Source organism: Streptantibioticus rubrisoli (assembly GCF_024436055.1).
In the GTDB taxonomy this organism is placed as follows: domain Bacteria; phylum Actinomycetota; class Actinomycetes; order Streptomycetales; family Streptomycetaceae; genus Streptantibioticus_A; species Streptantibioticus_A rubrisoli.
This window is the reverse complement of the sequence record NZ_JANFNH010000016.1, coordinates 1-19320: the sequence shown is the minus strand read 5'-3', so window position 1 is coordinate 19320 and position 19320 is coordinate 1. Positions and strand designations below refer to the sequence as shown.

Below are 19320 nucleotides of genomic sequence, written 5' to 3'. Positions count from 1 at the left end.
GGACCTTACCCCTGGCCGTGCCAGTCATCCGTCCCGCCTCCGGAACCTGGGCACCGGAGCGGGACGGACGCAGAGCGGCTACTGGCCGCCCTTTTGTACGAACGAACGAACGAAGTCCTCGGCGTTCTCTTCGAGGACGTCGTCGATCTCGTCCAGGACGGAGTCCACGTCGTCCGAGAGCTTCTCCTGGCGCTCCTTGAGGTCATCGGAAGACTGCGCCTCCGGGGCGGTCTCCTCGACCTCCTCGGTGGAACGCGTGGCCTTCTGCTGCCCGCCGGTGTCCTTGGTAGCCATGTACACCTCACCCCGATCGCCCGCTCGGTTGCATGTCCTACAAGATCAGACCCTACAAGCCGGGTCTGACATCGGCCCTGTTCTCCGGTGATCTCGCGGAACTCGCGGAGCTCGCGGACCCTAGATCCTGTGCTTCCCCTGGTTCAACGTCCGGGAGCCACCCGGATGATTCCCGCAACGGCGCGGTTTCAGCCGCCGGACAACACCCGCACCAGGTCTTCCGCGGTACGGCAGCGGTCCAGCAGTTCCTTGACGTGGTTGCGCGTGCCGCGCAGCGGCTCCAGGGTCGGCACCCGCTGCAGCGAGTCACGCCCGGGCAGGTCGAAGATGACCGAGTCCCACGAGGCGGCGGCCACGTCGTCCGCGTACTGCTCCAGGCAGCGGCCGCGGAAGTAGGCCCTGGTGTCCTCCGGAGGCTTGATACGGGCCCTGGAGACCGCCGCCTCGTCCAGCAGCCGCGTCATCCGCCCGCGAGCCACCAGGCGGTTGTACAGGCCCTTGTCGGGGCGTACGTCGGCGTACTGGAGGTCGACCAGGTGCAGCCGGGCCGCGTCCCAGTCGATGCCGTCCCGCCTGCGGTAGCCCTCCAGCAGCTCGCGCTTGGCGACCCAGTCCAGCTCGCCGGACAGGCTCATCGGGTCGGTCTCCAGCCGTCCCAGGACGTCCTCCCAGCGGGTGAGCACGTCCCTGGTCTGCTCGTCGGCGTCGGCACCGTAGCGGTCCTCGACGTACTTGCGGGCCAGCTCGTAGTACTCCATCTGCAACTGCACGGCGGTCAGCGTGCGGCCGTTGCGCAGCGTGATCAGCCGTCGCAGCGTGGGGTCGTGAGAGACCTGGTGCAAGGTGCGCACCGGCTGGTCCACCGCGAGGTCCACGGCGATGAAGCCGTCCTCGATCATGGACAGGACCAGCGCGGTGGTGCCCAGCTTGAGGTAGGTCGAGATCTCGGAGAGGTTGGCGTCGCCGATGATCACGTGCAGTCGGCGGTACTTCTCCGCGTCGGCGTGCGGCTCGTCCCGGGTGTTGATGATGGGGCGCTTGAGCGTGGTCTCCAGGCCCACCTCGACCTCGAAGTAGTCGGCCCGCTGGCTGATCTGGAAACCGTGCTCACCGCCGTCCTGGCCGATACCGACCCGGCCCGCGCCGGTGACGACCTGCCGGGAGACGAAGAAGGGCGTCAGGTGCCGCACGATGTCCGAGAACGGGGTCTCCCGCTTCATCAGGTAGTTCTCGTGGGTGCCGTAGGACGCGCCCTTGTTGTCGGTGTTGTTCTTGTACAGGTGGATCGGCTGCGCCCCGGGCAACTGGGCGGCCCGCTCGGCCGCCTCGGCCATGATCCGCTCCCCCGCCTTGTCCCACAGCACCGCGTCCCGCGGATTGGTCACCTCCGGGGCGCTGTACTCGGGGTGGGCGTGGTCCACGTAGAGCCTGGCCCCGTTGGTGAGGATCACGTTGGCCAGGCCGATGTCCTCGTCCGTGAGCTGGCTGGAGTCGGCCGACTCGCGTGCCAGGTCGAACCCGCGGGCGTCGCGCAGCGGGTTCTCCTCCTCGAAGTCCCAGCGGGCGCGGCGGGCCCGGTGCATCGCCGCCGCGTAGGCGTTGACGATCTGGGACGAGGTGAGCATGGCATTGGCGTTCGGGTGGCCGGGGACGGAGATCCCGTACTCCGTCTCGATGCCCATTACTCGCCGTACGGTCATGCGGCCCTCCTTGCCCGGGTCCGCCCATCGGCGGCACCGTGTGGCGCGGTACCGACGAGCGTAGAACGCGGCGGCGGCGGTGGGGAGATCATCACAGTCATTCCTCGGCTTCCGGACGTCTGGTGCGCTGCGGATGGCGCCCGCCGGCAGCCCCGGGAAAAGCGTCCGGCTGCGGGTACCGGAGTTCCGGTACCCGCAGCCGGCTGCCGTCCTACAGGTACTGCCCGGTGTTGGCCACGGTGTCGATCGAGCGGCCGGTGTCGGCGCCCTGCTTGCCGGTGACAAGCGTCCGGATGAAGACGATGCGCTCGCCCTTCTTTCCGGAGATCCGGGCCCAGTCGTCCGGGTTGGTGGTGTTGGGCAGGTCCTCGTTCTCCTTGAACTCGTCCACGCAGGCCGAGAGCAGGTGGGAGACGCGGATGCCCTTCTGGTTGTGGTCGAGGAAGTCCTTGATCGCCATCTTCTTGGCCCGGTCCACGATGTTCTGGATCATGGCACCGGAGTTGAAGTCCTTGAAGTACAGGACCTCCTTGTCGCCGTTGGCGTAGGTGACCTCGAGGAAGCGGTTCTCCTCCGTCTCGGCGTACATCCGCTCGACCACGGACTGGATCATCGCGCCGACCGTCGCCTCCGGCGAGCCGCCGTGTTCGGCGAGGTCCTCGGCGTGCAGCGGCAGGGTGTCCGTCAGGTACTTGGAGAAGATGTCCTTGGCCGCCTCCGCGTCCGGACGCTCGATCTTGATCTTCACATCGAGGCGGCCGGGGCGCAGGATGGCCGGGTCGATCATGTCCTCGCGGTTGGAGGCGCCGATGACGATGACGTTCTCCAGCCCCTCCACACCGTCGATCTCGGCGAGCAGCTGCGGGACGATGGTGTTCTCCACGTCCGAGCTGACGCCGGATCCGCGGGTGCGGAACAGCGACTCCATCTCGTCGAAGAAGACGATGACCGGGGTGCCCTCGCTGGCCTTCTCACGGGCCCGTTGGAAGACCAGGCGGATGTGCCGCTCGGTCTCACCGACGTACTTGTTGAGCAGTTCCGGGCCCTTGATGTTCAGGAAGTAGCTCTTGCCCGCGGGCTGTCCGGTGACCTCGGCGACCTTCTTGGCAAGGGAGTTGGCCACCGCCTTGGCGATGAGCGTCTTGCCGCAACCGGGAGGGCCGTAGAGCAGCACGCCCTTGGGCGGGCGCAGTTCGTGTTCCTTAAACAGGTCCGGGTACAGGTAGGGGAGTTCGACCGCGTCGCGGATCAACTCGATCTGGTTCCCCAGTCCGCCGATCTTGTTGTAGTCGATGTCCGGCACTTCTTCGAGGACGAGTTCCTCGACCTCGCTCTTGGGCACGACCTCGTAGACATAACCGGACCGGGGCTCAAGCAGCAGTGCGTCACCGGCACGGATGTTGACGTCGAGCAGCGGCTCGGCGAGCCGGACCACCTTCTCCTCGTCGGTGTGCCCTATCACCAGGGCCCGCTCGCCGTCCTCAAGGATCTCCTTGAGGGTGACGATCTCACCGACGCGCTCGAACTCCATGGCCGAAACCACGTTGAGCGCCTCGTTGAGCATGAGCTCCTGTCCGCGCTGGAGTTCATCGAGCTCGACGGTCGGGCTCACGTTCACCCGCAACTTGCGGCCGCCGGTGAAGATGTCCGCCGTACCGTCTTCGTTGGCCTGCAGGAACACACCGAATCCGGCAGGCGGCTGGGCGAGCCGGTCCACTTCCTCCTTGAGGGCCACGATCTGGTCGCGGGCCTCACGAAGGGTGTTGGCAAGCCGTTCGTTCTGTGCGGACACACCCGCCAGGTTGGTCTGCAGCTCGACGATCCGCTCCTCGAGAATCCTCGTGTGACGCGGAGAGTCGGCGAGCTTGCGGCGCAGGACGGCGATCTCCTGCTCAAGAAAGGCCACCTGGCTCGCGGGGTCCTCCGAACCCCGTGCGGGCCGGTTGCCACGGTTGATGTCGTCGTCGTGGGCTGCCACGGTCCTCACCTCCTCCAGGGGGAGCTGGACGCTTTCAGACCCTACCTGGGCCGGTGGGGGTTGAAACCCCTAGATCACAAACCCGGTCGGGGTGTGTCCGATCTTCACCCTTGCGCACGTCCCCACGCCAGGGAGATACCCACCCAACGACATCGGAAAGCGACCGGTTGTATCGTCGTTTCGGTCAACAGCCGCCAGGGGCTGTTACTTCCCGATGGACGAACGGCAGGCGAGGTACCCGTGAGCGACGCAGTCGGCGAGGCGCTGGAAGTCTGGATCGACCAGGACCTGTGCACCGGCGACGGGATCTGCGCGCAGTACGCGCCCGAGGTCTTCGAGCTCGACATCGACGGCCTTGCCTACGTCAAGGGCGATGACGACGAGTTGCGCACCGAGGCGGGGGCGACGGTTCCGGTTCCGCTGCCGCTGCTGAACGACGTGGTGGACTCGGTGAAGGAGTGCCCCGGCGAGTGCATCCACGTACGCCGGGTCCGCGACGGCGTCGAGATGTACGGGCCGGACGCTCAGTAGCGGTTCGCCCGGCGGGCGGTGACGGTTCAGACACTCCCCGCATGCGGACCGGGCACCGCGGTGAACCGCCCGTCGTGCCAGTGCCAGCCGAACTCCCGCCGCAGGTCCGGACAGCAACGCGGCACCGTGTCCGACGAGTAGCCGAGCAGCGTCGCGCTGACGGTACGACCGGTCACATAGAGGTCCCGCACGCTGAGTTTGCGCGCCGGATCCACCAGCGTCGCCACCACCTTGGGCGGCGCTCCTGGTGACGTACCGGCGGAGAGCACGTACACGCCGCTGGGCGGGGTGCCGAAGTCGGTGTGGCAGCGCACCACCGCGACGGTGTCCGCGCGCCCGTCGCCCTCTATGTCACCGGACGCCCTGGCGACCACGTCCACCGGCCCGCCACCGCAGTTGACCGGATAGTGCGCGGCGGCCGCGTCAGGCGCGCTCCGGGCACCCGTCGCCGCGGCGCCCGCCGGGCGGACCAGGGCGGCGAGCCCGACGACGGCGGCTATGGCCACACCGGTGGCGAGCCAGTGGGCCGGGTGGGTACGCGTGTGCGGGAGGTCCTGACCTGCCGAGGGCTGCACGCGGCTGTCTCCTGGGGCTTGAGCCGAGCGGCTTGATCGTTTGGCGGTGGCCAGCATCGTGCCATACGTCACAGGGAGGCGGAACATCGGGTCCCGGTTTTTTGGCCCCCTGTTGCGGCAAACGAAAGGGCGCCGCCGCCGGTTCCCCTGCTGAGGGGGAACTCGACGGCGGCGCTTGGTAGTTGGGGGTGCTGCGGCTTCGTTACGGGGGCGGCGGCTAGGCCGCGCCGCCGCTGCCGGGGGCCGCGTCCCTTTCGCCGTCCGACGCCGCGTCCTTCCCGGCGCCCCGCGATGCGACCTTCGCGGCGTCCTTGCCGCCCCATCCCGCGTAGTCCTCGCCGTACGCGCCCTTGGCCGGGCGGCGGCGGCGCATCGGCGGCTCGACGCCGTCGGCGAGGCGACGGGCGGTCAGCAGGAAGCCGGTGTGGCCGATCATCCGGTGGTCCGGACGGACCGCGAGGCCCTCGATGTGCCAGGTGCGGACCATCGTCTCCCACGCGGTCGGCTCGTTGAACGTGCCGTGCTCGCGGATCGCCTCCACGGTGCGGGCGAGCTGCGTGGTGGTGGCGACGTACGCGCAGAGCATGCCGCCGGGCACCAGCGCCTTGGAGACGGCCTCCAGGCACTCCCAGGGCGCGAGCATGTCCAGGATGACGCGGTCGACGTCGGTGTCGGACAGGTTGTCCTGGAGGTCGCCGACGGTCAGCTGCCAGGCCGGGTGCTCGCCGCCGAAGTAGCGGCGGACGTTCTCCGCGGCGATCTCGGCGAAGTCGGCTCGCCGCTCGTAGCTGTGCAGCATGCCCTGGTCGCCGACGGCGCGCAGCAGGAAGCAGCTGAGCGAGCCGGAACCGACGCCCGCCTCGACGACGCGCGCGCCGGGGAAGATGTCGGCCATGGACAGGATCTGGCCCGCGTCCTTGGGGTAGACCACGGCGGCGCCGCGGGGCATGGACAGGACGTAGTCGGGGAGCAGGGGACGCAGCGCGAGATACGCGATGTTCCCCGTGGTACGCACAACAGTGCCCTCGGGAGCGCCGATCAGCTCGTCGTGCGGGAAGGAACCCTTGTGGGTGTGGAAGCTCTTCCCGGCTTCGAGCGTGAAGGTGTGGTGGCGTCCCTTGGGGTCGGTGAGCTGAACCTGGTCCCCGACCTGGAAGGGCCCGCGACGGCGGGCGGCACCGGTCGGTTCGGACATGTGACCAGGGTATCCGAGGTCTGAGGGGGTCATGCCCGGGAGGGCTGGGCCATGGCCGCGACGAAGGCCCGCTCCACGTCCGCGGTGGACAGCACGCCGTAGATCTCGCCGCTGGGCTCCACGACCAGGTACTCGGTGGCGGGGGTGGCGCGCAGCGTCTCCAGCAGGTCCTCGCCGAACAGGTCGGCGCGGACCCGCATTCCGGGCCGCAGTTCCTGGGTCACCCCGCTGACCGCGACCCAGGGGCGGCGGTGCTCGGGGATGCCGACGACGGCGGCCTCCCGGACCAGTCCGGTGGCCTCCCCCGCGGCGTCGACCACCACCAGGGCGCGGGCGCCCGCCTCGTCAGCGCGGCGCAGCGCCTCGGACAGCGGGGTCTCGGCGGCCACCGGGACCGCCCGGCGGGTCAGCGAGCGGGCGCGCAGCTCGGGGAGCCGTTCGCGCAGCCGGGCGATGCGCAGGCTGTTACCGGCGCCAGTCCAGATGATGGCCGCCAGGATCGCGGCGAGCAGGGCGTCGGTGAGCGAGTCGGCGCCGGTGCTGGACTCGCTGACCCCGCCCGCGTAGCTGAGCAGCGGCAGCCCGACCAGTACCGCGACGGCGAGCGCCCGGCCGGTCCAGGCGGCGGCGACGGTACCGGTCATCGGCTTGCCGCTGATCTTCCACACCACCGCCCGCAGCATCCGGCCGCCGTCCAGCGGAAGGCCGGGCAGCAGGTTGAAGGCGGCCACGATCAGGTTGCTGACCATCAGTCCGGCCAGCAGCACACCGGGCACCGTGTCCGGCTGGACCCCGCGCATGCCGAGGTAGAACAGCCCGGCCAGCACCAGGGACAGCAACGGCCCGACGAAGGCCAGGACGAACTCCCGCCCCGGGGTGTCGGAGTCCTTCTCGATCTCGGAGACTCCGCCGAAGAACTGCAACTGGATGCGCCGCACCGGCAACTTGAAGCGCAGCGCGGCGACCGTGTGCGCCAACTCGTGCACCAACACCGAGGCGTAGAAGGCGACGGCGAAGAACAACGAGACCAGGTAGCGGGCGGCGCCGAGCTCCGGCAGCACGCGGTCGAGTTGCCCGCCGAAGACCCAGGTGATCAGCGCGGCGACCAGGAACCAACTGGGCGCCACATAGACCGGGACGCCGAACGGTCGGCCCATCAGGATTCCGCCGCCGGACTCCCGCGGCCGTTTGCCGTTGCCTCCGCCCCCGGGAGCCGCTCCCCCGGTGCCGGACTGCGGCTGCCCGCTCGTGTTCATGCGTCCCCTCGATCGCCGGATCCTCCTGACCGATGATGACCGATCATGCGGTGCGGAGGTACGTGCCGTCGATGGTAACGACGAGTGGCGGACGGTTGTCAGTGGCAACCCGTAGGGTCGTGTGCCATGACCAGCACTCCCGAGGGCGGCTCGGCCGTGCCGTGCGCCACGCCAGCGCCCCCTTCGTCGCTCTCGCCGTCGCGGGCGGCGGACTTCATGCAGTGCCCGCTGCGGTACCGGTTCCGGGTGATCGACAAGCTGCCGGAGAAGCCCAGCGAGGCAGCCACCCGGGGCACGGTGGTGCACGCCGTGCTGGAGCGGCTCTTCGACGCGCCCCGCGCGGAGCGCACGGCGGTGCGGGCGCGGGCGATGGTGCCGGTGGAGTGGGAGCGGCTGCTGGCGCAGAAACCGGAGCTGGCGGAGCTGTTCGCCGACGACGAGGCGGGGCCGGGGGCGGAGCGGTTGGCCCGGTGGCTGGAAAGCGCCGAGCGGCTGGTGGACCGGTGGTTCTCGCTGGAGGACCCGACGCGCCTGGAGCCCGCGGAGCGCGAGCTGTACGTGGAGACGGCGCTGGAGTCCGGTCTGGTGCTGCGCGGCTATGTGGACCGGCTGGACGTGGCGCCCAGCGGTGATCTGCGGGTGGTGGACTACAAGACCGGCAAGGCGCCGCGGGCGGAGTACGCGGCGGACGCGCTGTTCCAGATGAAGTTCTACGCGCTGGTGCTGTGGCGGTTGCACGGTGTGGTGCCGCGTCGGCTGCAGCTTGTCTACCTGGGCAGCGGCGATGTGGTGACCTGCGATCCGACGGCGGAGGAGCTGCGGGGGGTGGAGCGCAAGCTGCTCGCGCTGTGGGAGGCGATCCAGCGCGCCACCGAGTCCGGGGACTGGCGGCCGCGGCCGAGCAGGCTGTGCGACTGGTGCGACCACCAGCCGGTGTGCCCGGCGTTCGGCGGCACTCCCCCGGTCTATCCGCTGCCCACCATGCGGCGGCCGCCCGGCGCCGAAGAGCGGGCGTAGGGAAGAATGGGGGCGGCCTACCGTTAGGAGATCACGTGGCGATCCGCGTCCTGCTGGTCGACGACCAGCCGCTGCTGCGCACCGGATTCCGGATGATTCTGGAGGCGGAGCAGGACCTGGCCGTGGTCGGCGAGGCCGGGGACGGCCTGCAGGCGCTGGAGCAGGTGCGCGCCCTGCAGCCCGACGTGGTCCTGATGGACATCCGCATGCCGCGCATGGACGGCGTCGAGGCGACCCGGCAGATCACCGGGCCCGGCCGGGACGGTCCGGCCAAGGTGCTGGTGCTGACCACCTTCGACCTGGACGAGTACGTGGTGGAGGCGCTGCGCGCGGGCGCCAGCGGCTTCCTGCTCAAGGACGCCCCGGCGGACGAACTGGTGCAGGCGATCCGGGTGGTGGCGGCCGGTGAGGCGATGCTGGCGCCGAGCATCACCCGGCGCCTGCTGGACAAGTACGCCGGGCATCTGCCGTCCGGTGAGGAAACGGTGCCTCCGGCGCTGAACACGCTCACCGAGCGCGAGGTCGAGGTGCTCAAGCTGGTGGCCCGCGGGCTGTCCAACGCGGAGATCGCGGCCGAGTTGTTCGTCAGTGAGACCACCGTCAAGACCCATGTCGGCCATGTGCTGACCAAGTTGGGGCTGCGCGACCGTGTGCAGGCCGCGGTGTACGCCTACGAGAGCGGCCTGGTGCGACCGGGCGCGCAGTGATCCGGTGAAGCGGTGATCCGGTGAAGCCGAGAGGGGGCCGGGGCGAAACGCCCCGGCCCCCTCGCCGTGTTGCGCGGATCAGCCCTTGACGCCCTTGCCCAGCTCCCAGTACTGGAGCTCCGAGGAGGCGTTCATCGCCCACTCGGTGCCGGTGATCTGGGACTGCGCGGCCAGGTACTGCTTGCCCTGCCACAGCGGTAGGAACGGGACATCCTGGGCGATGTTGTCCTGGATCTTCTGGAAGGCGTTCACCGCGGTGCTGCGCTCGGCGACGGTACGGGTCTGCGGCAGCAGCTGCGACTCGATGGCGTCGTTGCGGTAGGGGCTGCCAAGGAAGTTGTCCTTGCCGAAGAACGGGCCGATGTAGCTGTCCGGGTCCGGGAAGTCCGGGAACCAGCCCATCCCGTACACCTGGTACTGGCCCTTGCGCTCGGCCGGGCGGAACTGCGACCACGGCACGCCCTGCAGCGTCACCTTGAACAGCCCGCTGGCCTCGAGCTGGTTCTTCAGCTCGGTGAACTCCTTGGCGGTGGACTCGCCGTAGTGGTCCGTGGTGTAGCTCAGGGTCAGCGACACCGGGGTGCTGACGCCCGCCTTCTCCAGGATGCTACGGGCGGCCGAGACGTTCGGGTTGTTGTAGATGTTGAAGAACGAGTTGGTGTGCCCGGTGATGCCCTGCGGGACCATCGAGTACAGGGGCTGCGAGGTGCGCGCGTACACGTCGCGCACCAGCGCGGCGCGGTCCACGATCTGGGCGACCGCCTTGCGGACCGCCGAGTTGCGCACCGTTGAGTCGTTGGTGTTGAACACCAGGTAGCGGATTTCCGTGCCCGGCGCCTCGACCAGGTTGATGTTCTGCGCGCCGCCGTTGCTCAGCCCGGCGATCTCCTCCGGCGTCATACTGCGGTTCATCACGTCGATGTGACCGGCCTTGAGCGCGGCCTCCATGTCGCTGGAGGTCTTGTAGAACTTCAGCTCTATCTTGCTGTTGTTGAGCTTGGCGTTGCCCTTGTAGTGCGGGTTCTTCTGGAACACCGCCTCGTTGTTGGAGTCGAACGAGGACAGCGTGTAGGGGCCGGAGCCGAGCACCTGGGTGCCCGCGTAGACCTTGTCGGCCGGGTAGACCTTGCTGTCCACGATCGAAGCGGCCGGGGTGGCCAGCTTGAACGGGAAGGTGGCGTCCGGGGACTTGAGGTGGAACACCACCGTCGAGTCGGTCGGCGTCTCCACCTTGTCGACGTTGTCCAGCAGCCCGGAGGGACCGTTGGGGTCGCGGATCGCCAGCATGCGGTCCACCGAGAACTTCACGTCGGCGGCGGTCAGCGGGTCCCCGTTGGAGAACTGCAGCCCGGTGTGCATGGTGCACCGGTAGGTCTCGCTGAGCTGGTCGGTGAAGCCGCAGCGCTCGGCGGCCTCCGGTACCGGGTCGGTGCCGGTGCGGGGGTAGCTCAGCAGTGTCTGGAAGGTGTTGCGCAGCACCGTCCACGCGGCGACGTCGTACGCGGCCGCCGGGTCGAGCGGAGCCGGAGTGTCCTTGGTGGCTTCGATCCGGTCCGTAGTGCCCACGACGATGGCATCGCCGCCGCCTCCACTGTTGCCGCTGGATCCACCGCACGCGGCGAGGGCGGGCGCGATCAGGCCCACCACAGCCGGCAGCACCAGTAGCTTGCGATTCATCCTCGTTGGTCTCCCTATTCGGCGCTGGTAGTTCATAGCTGCGGGTGGCGCTACGCCTGCGCCACCCGCTCCCCCGATTTCTACGTCATGTCCTGTTGTTACTCGTCACCGGTGCCGTCGTAGAGATGGCAGGCTACCTGCACCCCGGTCTCCGGCAGCAGCCGCAGCCGCGGATCCCGCGACTGTTCGAACTCCAGCACGACGTGGCCCCCCTCGGCCTGCATGGCCACCACGCCGCTCCAGAACGGCTCGCGCGGCTGCGCGGCGGAACCCTCTTCGCGAAGGTTCCGGAGGTATTCCAGCACCTCTTCCTGGGTGTGCCCACGCCCGGGTGCGATGGACAGCCGGGTGACCTCCGGTTCGCCGAGCGCGGTGAGGTCGGCGAAGAGCGCCTTCTCCTTCGCGTACTCCTCGACCGGCATCTCCAGCCAGCGCCGCTCCAGCAGCGCGCGCAGGTCGCGCGCCTCCCAGCCGCAGCCCGCCAGCGCCACCGGGCACCGGGGGTGGAAGGAGCAGCCGAGCGGCGGGCGGGCCGCGTCGGGGATCTCGCCACGCGGCAGGTCACGCGGCACGGCCTTGTTCGGGTCCGGCTCCGGGATCGCCGCCAACAGCGCCTTGGTGTAAGGGTGTTTGGGGTCGGCGAAGACCTCCTCCGTGGGCCCGTACTCCACGATCCGGCCCAGGTACATGATCGCGATGTTGTCGCAGAAGAACTTCGCGCTCGCCAGGTCGTGGGTGACGTAGACGTACGTCAGGTCCAGGTCGCGCTTGAGGTCCAGCATCAACTGCAGGATCTTGGCGCGCACGCTCATGTCGAGCATCGAGATCGGCTCGTCGGCGACGAGCAGTTCGGGCTCGGCGATGATCGCCCTGGCCAGCACGGCACGCTGCTTCTGGCCGCCGGACAGGTCGGATGGATACTTGGTGAGATAACGCTCGGGCGGCGTCAAACCCACCCGTTCCAGGGCATCGACCACCTTGGCCTCGTAATCCGCCTCATCCTGGACGAGGTTGTGGATGATCAGCGGATGGCCGACCGCGGTACGGATGTCCATGGCCGGGTTGAGCGAGGCGTGCGGGTCCTGGAAGACCATCTGCAACTTGCGGCGCAGCGGCCGCAGTTGCCGCTCGCCGTACTGGGCGATGTCCTCGCCGCGGTACCGGATGGCGCCCGAGGTCGGGGAGTTGAGGCCGAGCAGGGTGCGGCCCAGCGTGGTCTTGCCGGAGCCGGACTCGCCGACCAGACCGAGCACCTCGCCCTTGCGCAGGGTGAGGTTGACTCCGTCGACCGCCTTGACCGCTCCGGCGCCGCGCCCGGTCATCCGGCTGAGGAGACCACCGCGCAGACCGAAGTGGACTTCGAGGTTCTCGATCTCGACGAGCGTCTCGGGCTCGACGGGATCCTCGGCACGCTTGTCCATGGCGACGGTCGCGGCGTCCGTGTCAGGCTTCGTCGGCAACGCTGATCTCCTTCACCGCGGCGAGCGGCTCGCGCCCGTCCGTTCCCAACTCGTCGGCCAGCGAGGGGTCCACCTCGATCGCCTGGTGCCAGCAGGTGCTGCGCACGCCCGACCGCAACCGCACCTCGGGCGGCTCCACGACCGCGCAGCCACGCATCGCCACCGGGCACCGCGGGTGGAACCGGCAGCCCTCGGGAGGGTTGCCGAGGTCCGGCGGACTGCCCGGAATGTAGTGCAGTCCCGTGGTGGACAGCGAGATGGTGGAGCGGAGCAGCTCCTTGGTGTAGGGGTGCTGCGGGTTGGCGAACACCTCACGGGAATCGCCCTGTTCGACGATGTGCCCCGCGTACATCACCGCGACCCGGTCGCACGCCTCCGCGACAATACCTAGATTGTGCGTGATGAGAACCAAGGCGGTGTCAAAGTTCTTCCGGAGGTCGGCGAGAATTTTGATGATCTGCGCTTCCACCAGGACGTCGAGCGCGGTGGTCGGCTCGTCGGCCACCACGAACGCCGGGCGCAGCACCAGCGCCAGGGCGATCATGATGCGCTGGCGCATACCGCCGGAGAACTCATGCGGGTAGTTCTCGTAACGGCTGGGCGGAATGCCCATTCCACGCAGCGCTTCCAGTGAGCGCTCGCGGATCTCCTGCTTGGACAGGCCCTTTTCGTGGGTGCGCAGGGTCTCTTCGAACTGTTCGGAGATCTTCATCAGCGGATTGAGCCGGGTCATCGGCTCCTGGAAGATCAGCCCGAGTTCGGGGCCGCGCCGCTTCTGCAGTTCCTTGGGCGTGAGTTCGACGAGGTTGGTACCGCGCAGCAGCACTTCGCCGTCGACGGCGGAACCGGGCGGGGTCAGGCCCAGCACGCCGCGGCCGAGGGTGGACTTGCCACAACCGGACTCGCCGACCAGACCGAGGGTCTCCCCCGGGCGTACGTCGAAGCTGACGCCGTCGACAGCGCGAACCGGGCCGCGCTCGGTCCCGTACCAGACGCGCATGTCGCGCACCGACAGCACGGGTTCGCGGGCGTCATCCGCGGCGGGCACGGCCGGGGCGGCCGCATCTGTGGTGGTCATCGACCCTCCTTCGGGGTCTCGTCGGACTCCCCGACCGGCACGGGCTCGCCATCCGGCACGGGGGCCGGGGTGGCTTCGGCGTCCGGGGTGGCCTCGGGCTCGGGCTTCGCGTCAGCCTCCGGCTGAGGATCGGCGTCCGGCTCGGACGTGGGCTCCGGCTTGGGCTGCCGCTTGGCCTTCGGCTTGGGCTTGGCCTTCGGCCTCGCCTTGGGCTTCGCGTCGGCGTCCGACTTGGGCTCGGACTCCACTTCAGCGCCCGGTGCGGCTGCGGCATCCGCCGCGACCTGGGGCTCGGGCTCCGGCTTCGCCTCGGGCTCTGGTTCTGACTCCGCTTCGGGCTTGGCCTCCGGCTTCGCCTCGGGCTCGGCCTCCGCTTCGGGCTCGGCCTCCGGCTTGGCCTTGGCCTCCGGCTCCGGTGTGGCTTCGGCCTCCGGCTGCGGCGCGGCGTCTTGCTTGGCCTCGCCGTCGGGCTTCGCCTCGGTGGCGTCCCGCTTCGCCTTCGGGGGCTCCTCAGTGGCCGTCTCCGACGCCTGCGGGGCCTTGGAGGACGGGACGACGCGGCGGCTGCCCGTGCGAGGCGGCAGGATCACGCGAGTGATACGCCGCTTGCGCAGCGAGGAGTTGAGAGTGTCGTTGAGGCCCTCGCCGACCAGCGTGAAGCCGAGGATCGCCAGGATCATGGCGATGCCCGGGAACAGCGCGGTCCACCACATGCCCGCGTTGACGTCGTCGATGGCGCGCTGCAGGTCGTAACCCCACTCGGCGGCCTCGGTGGGCTGGATGCCCAGTCCCAGGAAGCCGAGACCCGCGAGGGTCGAGATCGCGTCGGCCGCGTTCATGGTGGTGATGACCGGCACGGACTGCACCACGTTGCCGAACAGGTACTTGCGGATCACCACGGACGGCTTGGCGCCCATCGCCCGCGCCGCCTCCACGTACAGCGCCTCACGGGCGGACAGCGCCGAGGAGCGCACCACCCGGAAGTACTGCGGGATGTAGACCACGGTGATGGACAGCGCCGCGGTGACCACACCGCCGCCGACCACACCGGAGAAGACGAATCCGGCGACGATCGCCAACAGCAGGTACGGGAAGGCGAACAGGGCGTCCATCACCAGTACCAGGATCCGGTCGAGCCAGCCGCCGAAGTACCCGGCGAGCAGGCCGAGCAGCACGCCGAGGATGAGCGAGAAGATGACGGCGAGCACCATCACCTCAAGCGCGGTGCGCGCGCCGTAGATGGTGCGCGAGAGCACGTCCAGGCTCTGCACGGTGGTGCCGAACAGGTGGTCACCGCTGGGCGCCCCCTGCTTGGGGAACGGCTTGCCACCGGACTGGTACTGGGCGAACCCGTACGGTGCGATCAGCGGCGCGAGAAGCGCCACCAGCACGAACAGTCCGGAGATCACGAGCCCGGCCCAGAGCATGAACTTGGGCATGCCTTGGGCCTGGGCGACGGGCGCGAAGGTGCGGCGCAGACCGCGCAGTCGGCCCGGTTTGACGGTGGCCTTGGCCACCTCGTCCGCGTTCGTGGGCGGAAGCAGGGCTGTCTGGGTCATCAGTACCGCACCCTCGGGTCGATCAGTGCGTTCACGAAGTCGATGAGCATGGAGATCACCACGACCACCAGGGCGAAGACGGTGACAATGCCCTGTACCGCCGCGTAGTCGCGCGCGTTGATGTAGGTGATCAACGCCTGCCCGATACCAGGCCAGTTGAAGGTCTTCTCGGTCAGTACCGAACCACCGAGCAGCATCGCCACCTGGAGGCCGAGCACGGTGACCACGGGCACCAGCGCGTTGCGGAAGGCGTGCCGGGTGACCACCGCGGTCTCCTTGATGCCGCGGGCGCGGGCCGCCTCCACGTAGTCGCCCTGGAGCGTCTGGATCACGTTGACCCGGATCATGCGGATGAACACGCCCACGATGATCAGGCCGAGCGTGACCGAGGGCAGTACCAGGTGCTGGGCGATGTCGCCGACCGCGCTCCAGTCACCGGCGATGGCCGCGTCGAGGATCAGGATGTGGGTGGTGGTCGGTACGTTCAGGCCGACCAGCAGCGACGACTGGCCCGAGGTGGGCAGCAGGCCCAACCCGTTGGCTCCGAAGGCGAGTTGGGCCAGCAGACCCAGTACGAACGCGGGGGCGGCGTAGGTGACGATGGCGAACAACCGTCCGGTGACATCGATGCCGCGGTCGCGGAAGCGACCGGCCAGCAGCCCGACCGGCACACCGATCACGATGGCGACGAGCAGGGCGCCGAGGCTGAGCGAGAGGGTGGCGCCGCCGCGCTGGATGATGACGTCGCGGACACTGAGGTTGTCGGAGAAGGTGGTGCCGAAGTTCAGGGTGCCGACCGACTTCAGGTACTCCCAGAACTGCACGTACAAGGGCCTGTCGAAGCCCGCCGCGTGCCTGCGGGCGGCGAGTTCGACGGCCGAGAGCTTGCCGCCCTGGGACGCCGCGATGGGGTCACCTGGCGCGACCCGCATCATGACGAAGACCAGAACCAGCAAGATGAAGACCATGGGTACCGCGAGCGCGATCCTGGTGAGGATGTAGCGGCGCAGCGACCCGGACTGCTTGCTCATAGGGGACGTCTTTCTTTCACCGGGCGACGGGGCCGACCCCTGGCGGTTGCCACGGGTCGGCCGACGTCACATGCCGCTACTTGCTGAGTTCGTAGAAGCGGAACATCGACGGGTCGAGGGCCTTGTCGGTCCCCTTGACGCCGGTGCGGACGATGGCGGTCTGCTTGCCCTGCCAGACCGGGATGATCGGCGCGTCCTCGGCCTCGCTCTTCTGGATGTCGGCCAGGGCCTGGTTGCGGGTGTTCTGGTCGGTGGAGCCTTCTTCCTTGGCCAGATCGTCCTGGATCTGGGAGTTCTGGTAACCGGTCCCCAGGAACGGCTGCTTGGTCAGGAACGGCGCCACGTCGTCATCCGGGTCCGGGAAGTCCGGGAACCAACCGATCATGTACGAGGCGTAGTTGTCGGCCTTCTCGTCCTTCTGGTACTGCGTCCACTCGGTGGTCTGCACGTTGACCTTGAACAGGCCGGTGGCTTCGAGCTGCCGCTTGATGGTCGTGGCCTCGTCGGCGGAGGCGGGACCGTAGTGGCTCGGGGTGTAGAAGTACTGGATGTTGACCGGGGTGCTGATCCCGGCGTCCTTCAGCAGCTTGGCGGCCTTGTCCTTGTCCGGCGCGCCGTACTTGTCCTTGAAGGACTGGGTCTGGCCCTGGATGCCGTTGCCCACCATCGAGTACAGCGGCTCCACTGTGCCGTTGTACACGCCCTTGGCGATCTGCTCGCGGTCGATGACCTGGGCGATCGCCTGCCGGACCGCCTTCTGGTCGGCGGGCTTCACCTTGGCGTCGAAGACGATGTACCGCTTCTCCGTGCCGGTGCCCTGGACGACCTGGACACCGCTGGCGCTCTGCATCGACTTGACGTCAGTGGGCGAGAAGGTGCGGAACGCCACGTCCACGTCACCGGCCTGGATGGCCTGCTTCAGCGGCGAGGAGTCGGAGAAGTACTGGATGACGAACTGCTGGTTCTGCAGCTTGTCCGGGCCCTTGTAGCTCTTGTTCGCCACGAACTCGGCCGACTGCTTGGCGGAGTACTTCGCCAGCGTGTACGGGCCGGAGCCGACCACCTTGGTGCCGTCGAGCAGCTTGTCCTTGGGGTAGACCTTGCTGTCCACGATCAGTCCGGCGTCGGTTGCCAGCACCATCGGGAAGGTGGCGTCCGGGTTCTTCAGGTGGAAGATGACCTGGTCGTCGCCCTTGGTCTCGGTGTGGTCCAGGTTCGCCAGCAGGCTTGACGGGCCGTTGGGCGTGTTGATGCCGACCATCCGGTCGAAGGAGAACTTCACGTCGTTGGCGGTGAGTTTGTCACCGTTGGAGAAGACCAGTCCCGGCTTGAGGGTGCAGGAGTAGGTCTTCGGGTCGGTGAAGTCGCAGGACTTCGCCGCGTCAGGCTGCGGCGTGGTGCCGCCGGTTGGGAAGTGCATCACCTTCTGGAAGATGTTGTCGAGAACCTCCCAGGAGCCGTAGTCATACGCGCCCGCGGGGTCGAGTGAGGACACCGTTTCGGTGGTGCCGACCACGATCGCCTTGTTTCCGGACGCTGATCCCTTGTCGCCTCCGCATGCGGATACACCGATGGCCAGGAAGGCAACGGTGGTGGCAGCGACGACACGCTTCGTACGTGACATCTCGTGAATCCCCTTGCTCAAACGCCGATCGGTTGATTCGGCATTGACCAGCAAGGACCCTAGTGGGAACCCTCCAATCCGCTAGGGCACAGTGCAGTTGAGGCGAAATCACGCCCTGATAACGGCACGCCGCGCCCCGATATCCGAACACTGGCGCGATCTTCTCTCGACGTGACCAATCAGGACACAAGGACCGCGCTGGAGGGGCTGGGATCAGACGGCGCGCCGACTGTCGACGGGGCGCGAATGTGATAAGTATCACGGAACCGTACCGCCGGTTGGGGCGCGGTATTTCGGCCACCGCATTCGTCACGCAAAATAAGCGCTCGGCAGCCCACAGTTTCCATGGCGGCCCGTGCCGAATTACTGGGCCTGGGAACTTGCACGGTCAGTGCGCGGCCGTAACCAGAGAGCGCAGAAATGCCAGGTCCACCTCTTCGAGTGACCCCACGATGGTGCGGCCGGGTCCCGGCGCGATCGGCACCAGCGACGGTACGGCGACCACCCGGCAGCCCGCCGCCTCACCGGCGGCGACGCCGGTGGCGGTGTCCTCCACGACGACGCAGCGGGCCGGGTCCGCACCCAGTCCGGCGGCCGCCAGCAGGTACGGGTCGGGGTGCGGCTTGGTGTGTTCGACCTCGTCACCGGCGACCGACAGGGCGAAGTTCTCCGGGCCGAGCGAGCGCAGCACGGTGTCGATGATGTGCCGGTGCGAGGCGGAGACCAGCGCGGTGGGCACCTGGTGGGCGGCGAGTTCGGTGAGCAGCCGTCGGGCCCCGGGCATCAACGGCACGCCGTGGCTTATGAGTTCGACGAACCGCTTGTTGATCAGCACGGACAGCTCGGCGAGGGTCAGCTTGACGCCGGTGACGTCGATCAGATGGTTGACGCTGCGGGTCATCGGACCGCCGATGACGATCTGGCGGTGCGACTCGTCCAGTACGTGCCCGAGCTCGGCGAAGACCTCGGACTCCGCCTTCCACCAGAATCCCTCGGTGTCCACCAGTGTGCCGTCCATGTCGAGGAGCACCGCCTGCAGGGCGGAGCCTCCGGCGCGCGTGGCCGTGACGGCGGGGATGCTGCTGGTCATCCGGGTCGCACCTCCGTACGGGAAGAAAAGGCCGGTCGCCTCGGCGACCGGCCTCTACCGGATCGTCCATTCTACGACCCTGGCGGATCAAGCGCGCATCTCGCCGATGGCGATCAGCGAAACCCCAGGTGAGCACCCCGAAACGCGCTCTGGGCCACGTCCGGTCCCCCACCGCCACCGCGACGCATCCCCCGCCGCGGCGAGCAACCGCAGTGCCTCGGCCCGGCGGTGCCAAACCCACCAGCCCCGGGCAGGCCGCCCCGCCCGTTGAGCAGGTCGGTCGAAGCCCGCCGCGGTTCCGCGGCGCCCCGAAGGGGGGCGGGGCTGTGTTCATGTGCGGCTCCGCCGCGTGGGCGCGACCAGCCACGACGGTGCCGCAGCCGAGCGACCGCATATCGCGGCGCTTCCAGCGAAGCGCTCAGCGCGCTAGCTGTACTCGGCCGTGGGGTTGGTGACACGTGGCCGACGGTTGTTGATCAAGAGGTGGACCTCCGGGCGTAGTGGAGTTTGCCGACTTCACTCACCTCGGAGGTCCTGATGGCCCACGC

Annotated in this window: 16 protein-coding genes; 3 read left to right on the top strand and 13 right to left on the bottom strand. The window is 68.6% G+C overall.

Annotated features, from left to right (window positions below):
• Nucleotides 1–78: 78 nt before the first annotated feature.
• From NON19_RS15750 to arc, 3 genes are all read right to left on the bottom strand, one after another.
• Nucleotides 79–294, bottom strand: a complete 216-nt coding sequence (locus tag NON19_RS15750) for a ubiquitin-like protein Pup (RefSeq protein ID WP_255928542.1) — start codon at nucleotides 292–294, stop codon at nucleotides 79–81.
• A 188-nt stretch (nucleotides 295–482) separates the two neighbouring features.
• Nucleotides 483–1994 carry a depupylase/deamidase Dop gene (gene dop, locus NON19_RS15745; protein WP_372514149.1) on the bottom strand — a complete coding sequence of 504 codons (1512 nt, stop codon included), beginning with the start codon at nucleotides 1992–1994 and terminating at the stop codon, nucleotides 483–485.
• A 211-nt stretch (nucleotides 1995–2205) separates the two neighbouring features.
• Entirely contained in the window at nucleotides 2206–3972 is a 1767-nt protein-coding gene (gene arc / locus NON19_RS15740) for a proteasome ATPase (protein WP_255928540.1), read from the bottom strand.
• A 240-nt stretch (nucleotides 3973–4212) separates the two neighbouring features.
• Between arc and NON19_RS15735 the strand changes: the two genes are divergently transcribed.
• Nucleotides 4213–4503, top strand: coding sequence for a ferredoxin (locus tag NON19_RS15735; RefSeq protein WP_255928538.1), 291 nt, complete (start codon nucleotides 4213–4215; stop codon nucleotides 4501–4503).
• A 26-nt stretch (nucleotides 4504–4529) separates the two neighbouring features.
• Here the strand turns inward: NON19_RS15735 and NON19_RS15730 are convergent, their stop codons facing one another.
• The 3 genes from NON19_RS15730 to NON19_RS15720 all read right to left on the bottom strand — a co-directional run bounded on the left by NON19_RS15730 (nucleotide 4530) and on the right by NON19_RS15720 (nucleotide 7529).
• Nucleotides 4530–5078: a hypothetical protein gene (locus tag NON19_RS15730; RefSeq protein WP_255928536.1), complete on the bottom strand. Its 549-nt coding sequence runs from the start codon at nucleotides 5076–5078 to the stop codon at nucleotides 4530–4532.
• Nucleotides 5079–5295: 217 nt separating this feature from the next.
• On the bottom strand, nucleotides 5296–6273 hold the full coding sequence (locus tag NON19_RS15725; protein ID WP_255928534.1) for a tRNA (adenine-N1)-methyltransferase: 978 nt from the start codon (nucleotides 6271–6273) through the stop codon (nucleotides 5296–5298).
• Between the two features lie 29 nt (nucleotides 6274–6302).
• The gene (locus NON19_RS15720; protein WP_255928532.1) at nucleotides 6303–7529 is read right to left on the bottom strand and encodes a site-2 protease family protein; all 1227 of its coding nucleotides are present in this window, start codon (nucleotides 7527–7529) and stop codon (nucleotides 6303–6305) included.
• Nucleotides 7530–7655: 126 nt separating this feature from the next.
• Here NON19_RS15720 and NON19_RS15715 point away from each other — a divergent pair, with 126 nt between their 5' ends.
• Entirely contained in the window at nucleotides 7656–8546 is an 891-nt protein-coding gene (locus NON19_RS15715; protein WP_255928530.1) for a RecB family exonuclease, read from the top strand.
• 35 nt (nucleotides 8547–8581) lie between these two features.
• Entirely contained in the window at nucleotides 8582–9253 is a 672-nt protein-coding gene (locus tag NON19_RS15710; RefSeq protein WP_255928528.1) for a response regulator, read from the top strand.
• A 78-nt stretch (nucleotides 9254–9331) separates the two neighbouring features.
• Here NON19_RS15710 and NON19_RS15705 read toward each other — a convergent pair whose 3' ends face one another.
• From NON19_RS15705 to NON19_RS15675, 7 genes are all read right to left on the bottom strand, one after another.
• Entirely contained in the window at nucleotides 9332–10930 is a 1599-nt protein-coding gene (locus tag NON19_RS15705) for an ABC transporter substrate-binding protein (protein ID WP_255928526.1), read from the bottom strand.
• Nucleotides 10931–11028: 98 nt separating this feature from the next.
• Nucleotides 11029–12390, bottom strand: a complete 1362-nt coding sequence (locus NON19_RS15700; RefSeq protein WP_255928524.1) for an oligopeptide/dipeptide ABC transporter ATP-binding protein — start codon at nucleotides 12388–12390, stop codon at nucleotides 11029–11031.
• On the bottom strand, nucleotides 12374–13468 hold the full coding sequence (locus NON19_RS15695) for an ABC transporter ATP-binding protein (RefSeq protein ID WP_255928522.1): 1095 nt from the start codon (nucleotides 13466–13468) through the stop codon (nucleotides 12374–12376). Before NON19_RS15695 ends, NON19_RS15700 begins: the two co-directional genes overlap by 17 nt.
• Complete coding sequence (locus tag NON19_RS15690; RefSeq protein ID WP_255928520.1) at nucleotides 13465–15027, bottom strand: ABC transporter permease subunit; 1563 nt, start codon at nucleotides 15025–15027, stop codon at nucleotides 13465–13467. Before NON19_RS15690 ends, NON19_RS15695 begins: the two co-directional genes overlap by 4 nt.
• A complete protein-coding gene (locus tag NON19_RS15685) occupies nucleotides 15027–16058 on the bottom strand; it encodes an ABC transporter permease (protein WP_255928518.1) in 1032 nt (343 codons plus the stop codon). Before NON19_RS15685 ends, NON19_RS15690 begins: the two co-directional genes overlap by 1 nt.
• A 76-nt stretch (nucleotides 16059–16134) precedes the next feature.
• Nucleotides 16135–17682 carry an ABC transporter substrate-binding protein gene (locus tag NON19_RS15680; RefSeq protein WP_255928516.1) on the bottom strand — a complete coding sequence of 516 codons (1548 nt, stop codon included), beginning with the start codon at nucleotides 17680–17682 and terminating at the stop codon, nucleotides 16135–16137.
• Nucleotides 17683–18070: 388 nt separating this feature from the next.
• A complete protein-coding gene (locus tag NON19_RS15675; RefSeq protein WP_255928514.1) occupies nucleotides 18071–18772 on the bottom strand; it encodes an HAD family hydrolase in 702 nt (233 codons plus the stop codon).
• Nucleotides 18773–19320 lie beyond the last annotated feature (548 nt).

Bases quoted from the DNA above. Each gene is read 5' to 3' on its own strand.
- NON19_RS15750 (WP_255928542.1), bottom strand. From the start codon at position 294: ATGGCTACCAAGGACACCGGCGGGCAGCAGAAGGCCACGCGTTCCACC.
- dop (WP_372514149.1), bottom strand. From the start codon at position 1,994: ATGACCGTACGGCGAGTAATGGGCATCGAGACGGAGTACGGGATCTCC.
- NON19_RS15725 (WP_255928534.1), bottom strand. From the start codon at position 6,273: ATGTCCGAACCGACCGGTGCCGCCCGCCGTCGCGGGCCCTTCCAGGTC.
- NON19_RS15720 (WP_255928532.1), bottom strand. From the start codon at position 7,529: ATGAACACGAGCGGGCAGCCGCAGTCCGGCACCGGGGGAGCGGCTCCC.
- NON19_RS15715 (WP_255928530.1), top strand. From the start codon at position 7,656: ATGACCAGCACTCCCGAGGGCGGCTCGGCCGTGCCGTGCGCCACGCCA.
- NON19_RS15705 (WP_255928526.1), bottom strand. From the start codon at position 10,930: ATGAATCGCAAGCTACTGGTGCTGCCGGCTGTGGTGGGCCTGATCGCG.
- NON19_RS15695 (WP_255928522.1), bottom strand. From the start codon at position 13,468: ATGACCACCACAGATGCGGCCGCCCCGGCCGTGCCCGCCGCGGATGAC.
- NON19_RS15690 (WP_255928520.1), bottom strand. From the start codon at position 15,027: ATGACCCAGACAGCCCTGCTTCCGCCCACGAACGCGGACGAGGTGGCC.
- NON19_RS15685 (WP_255928518.1), bottom strand. From the start codon at position 16,058: ATGAGCAAGCAGTCCGGGTCGCTGCGCCGCTACATCCTCACCAGGATC.
- NON19_RS15680 (WP_255928516.1), bottom strand. From the start codon at position 17,682: ATGTCACGTACGAAGCGTGTCGTCGCTGCCACCACCGTTGCCTTCCTG.
- NON19_RS15675 (WP_255928514.1), bottom strand. From the start codon at position 18,772: ATGACCAGCAGCATCCCCGCCGTCACGGCCACGCGCGCCGGAGGCTCC.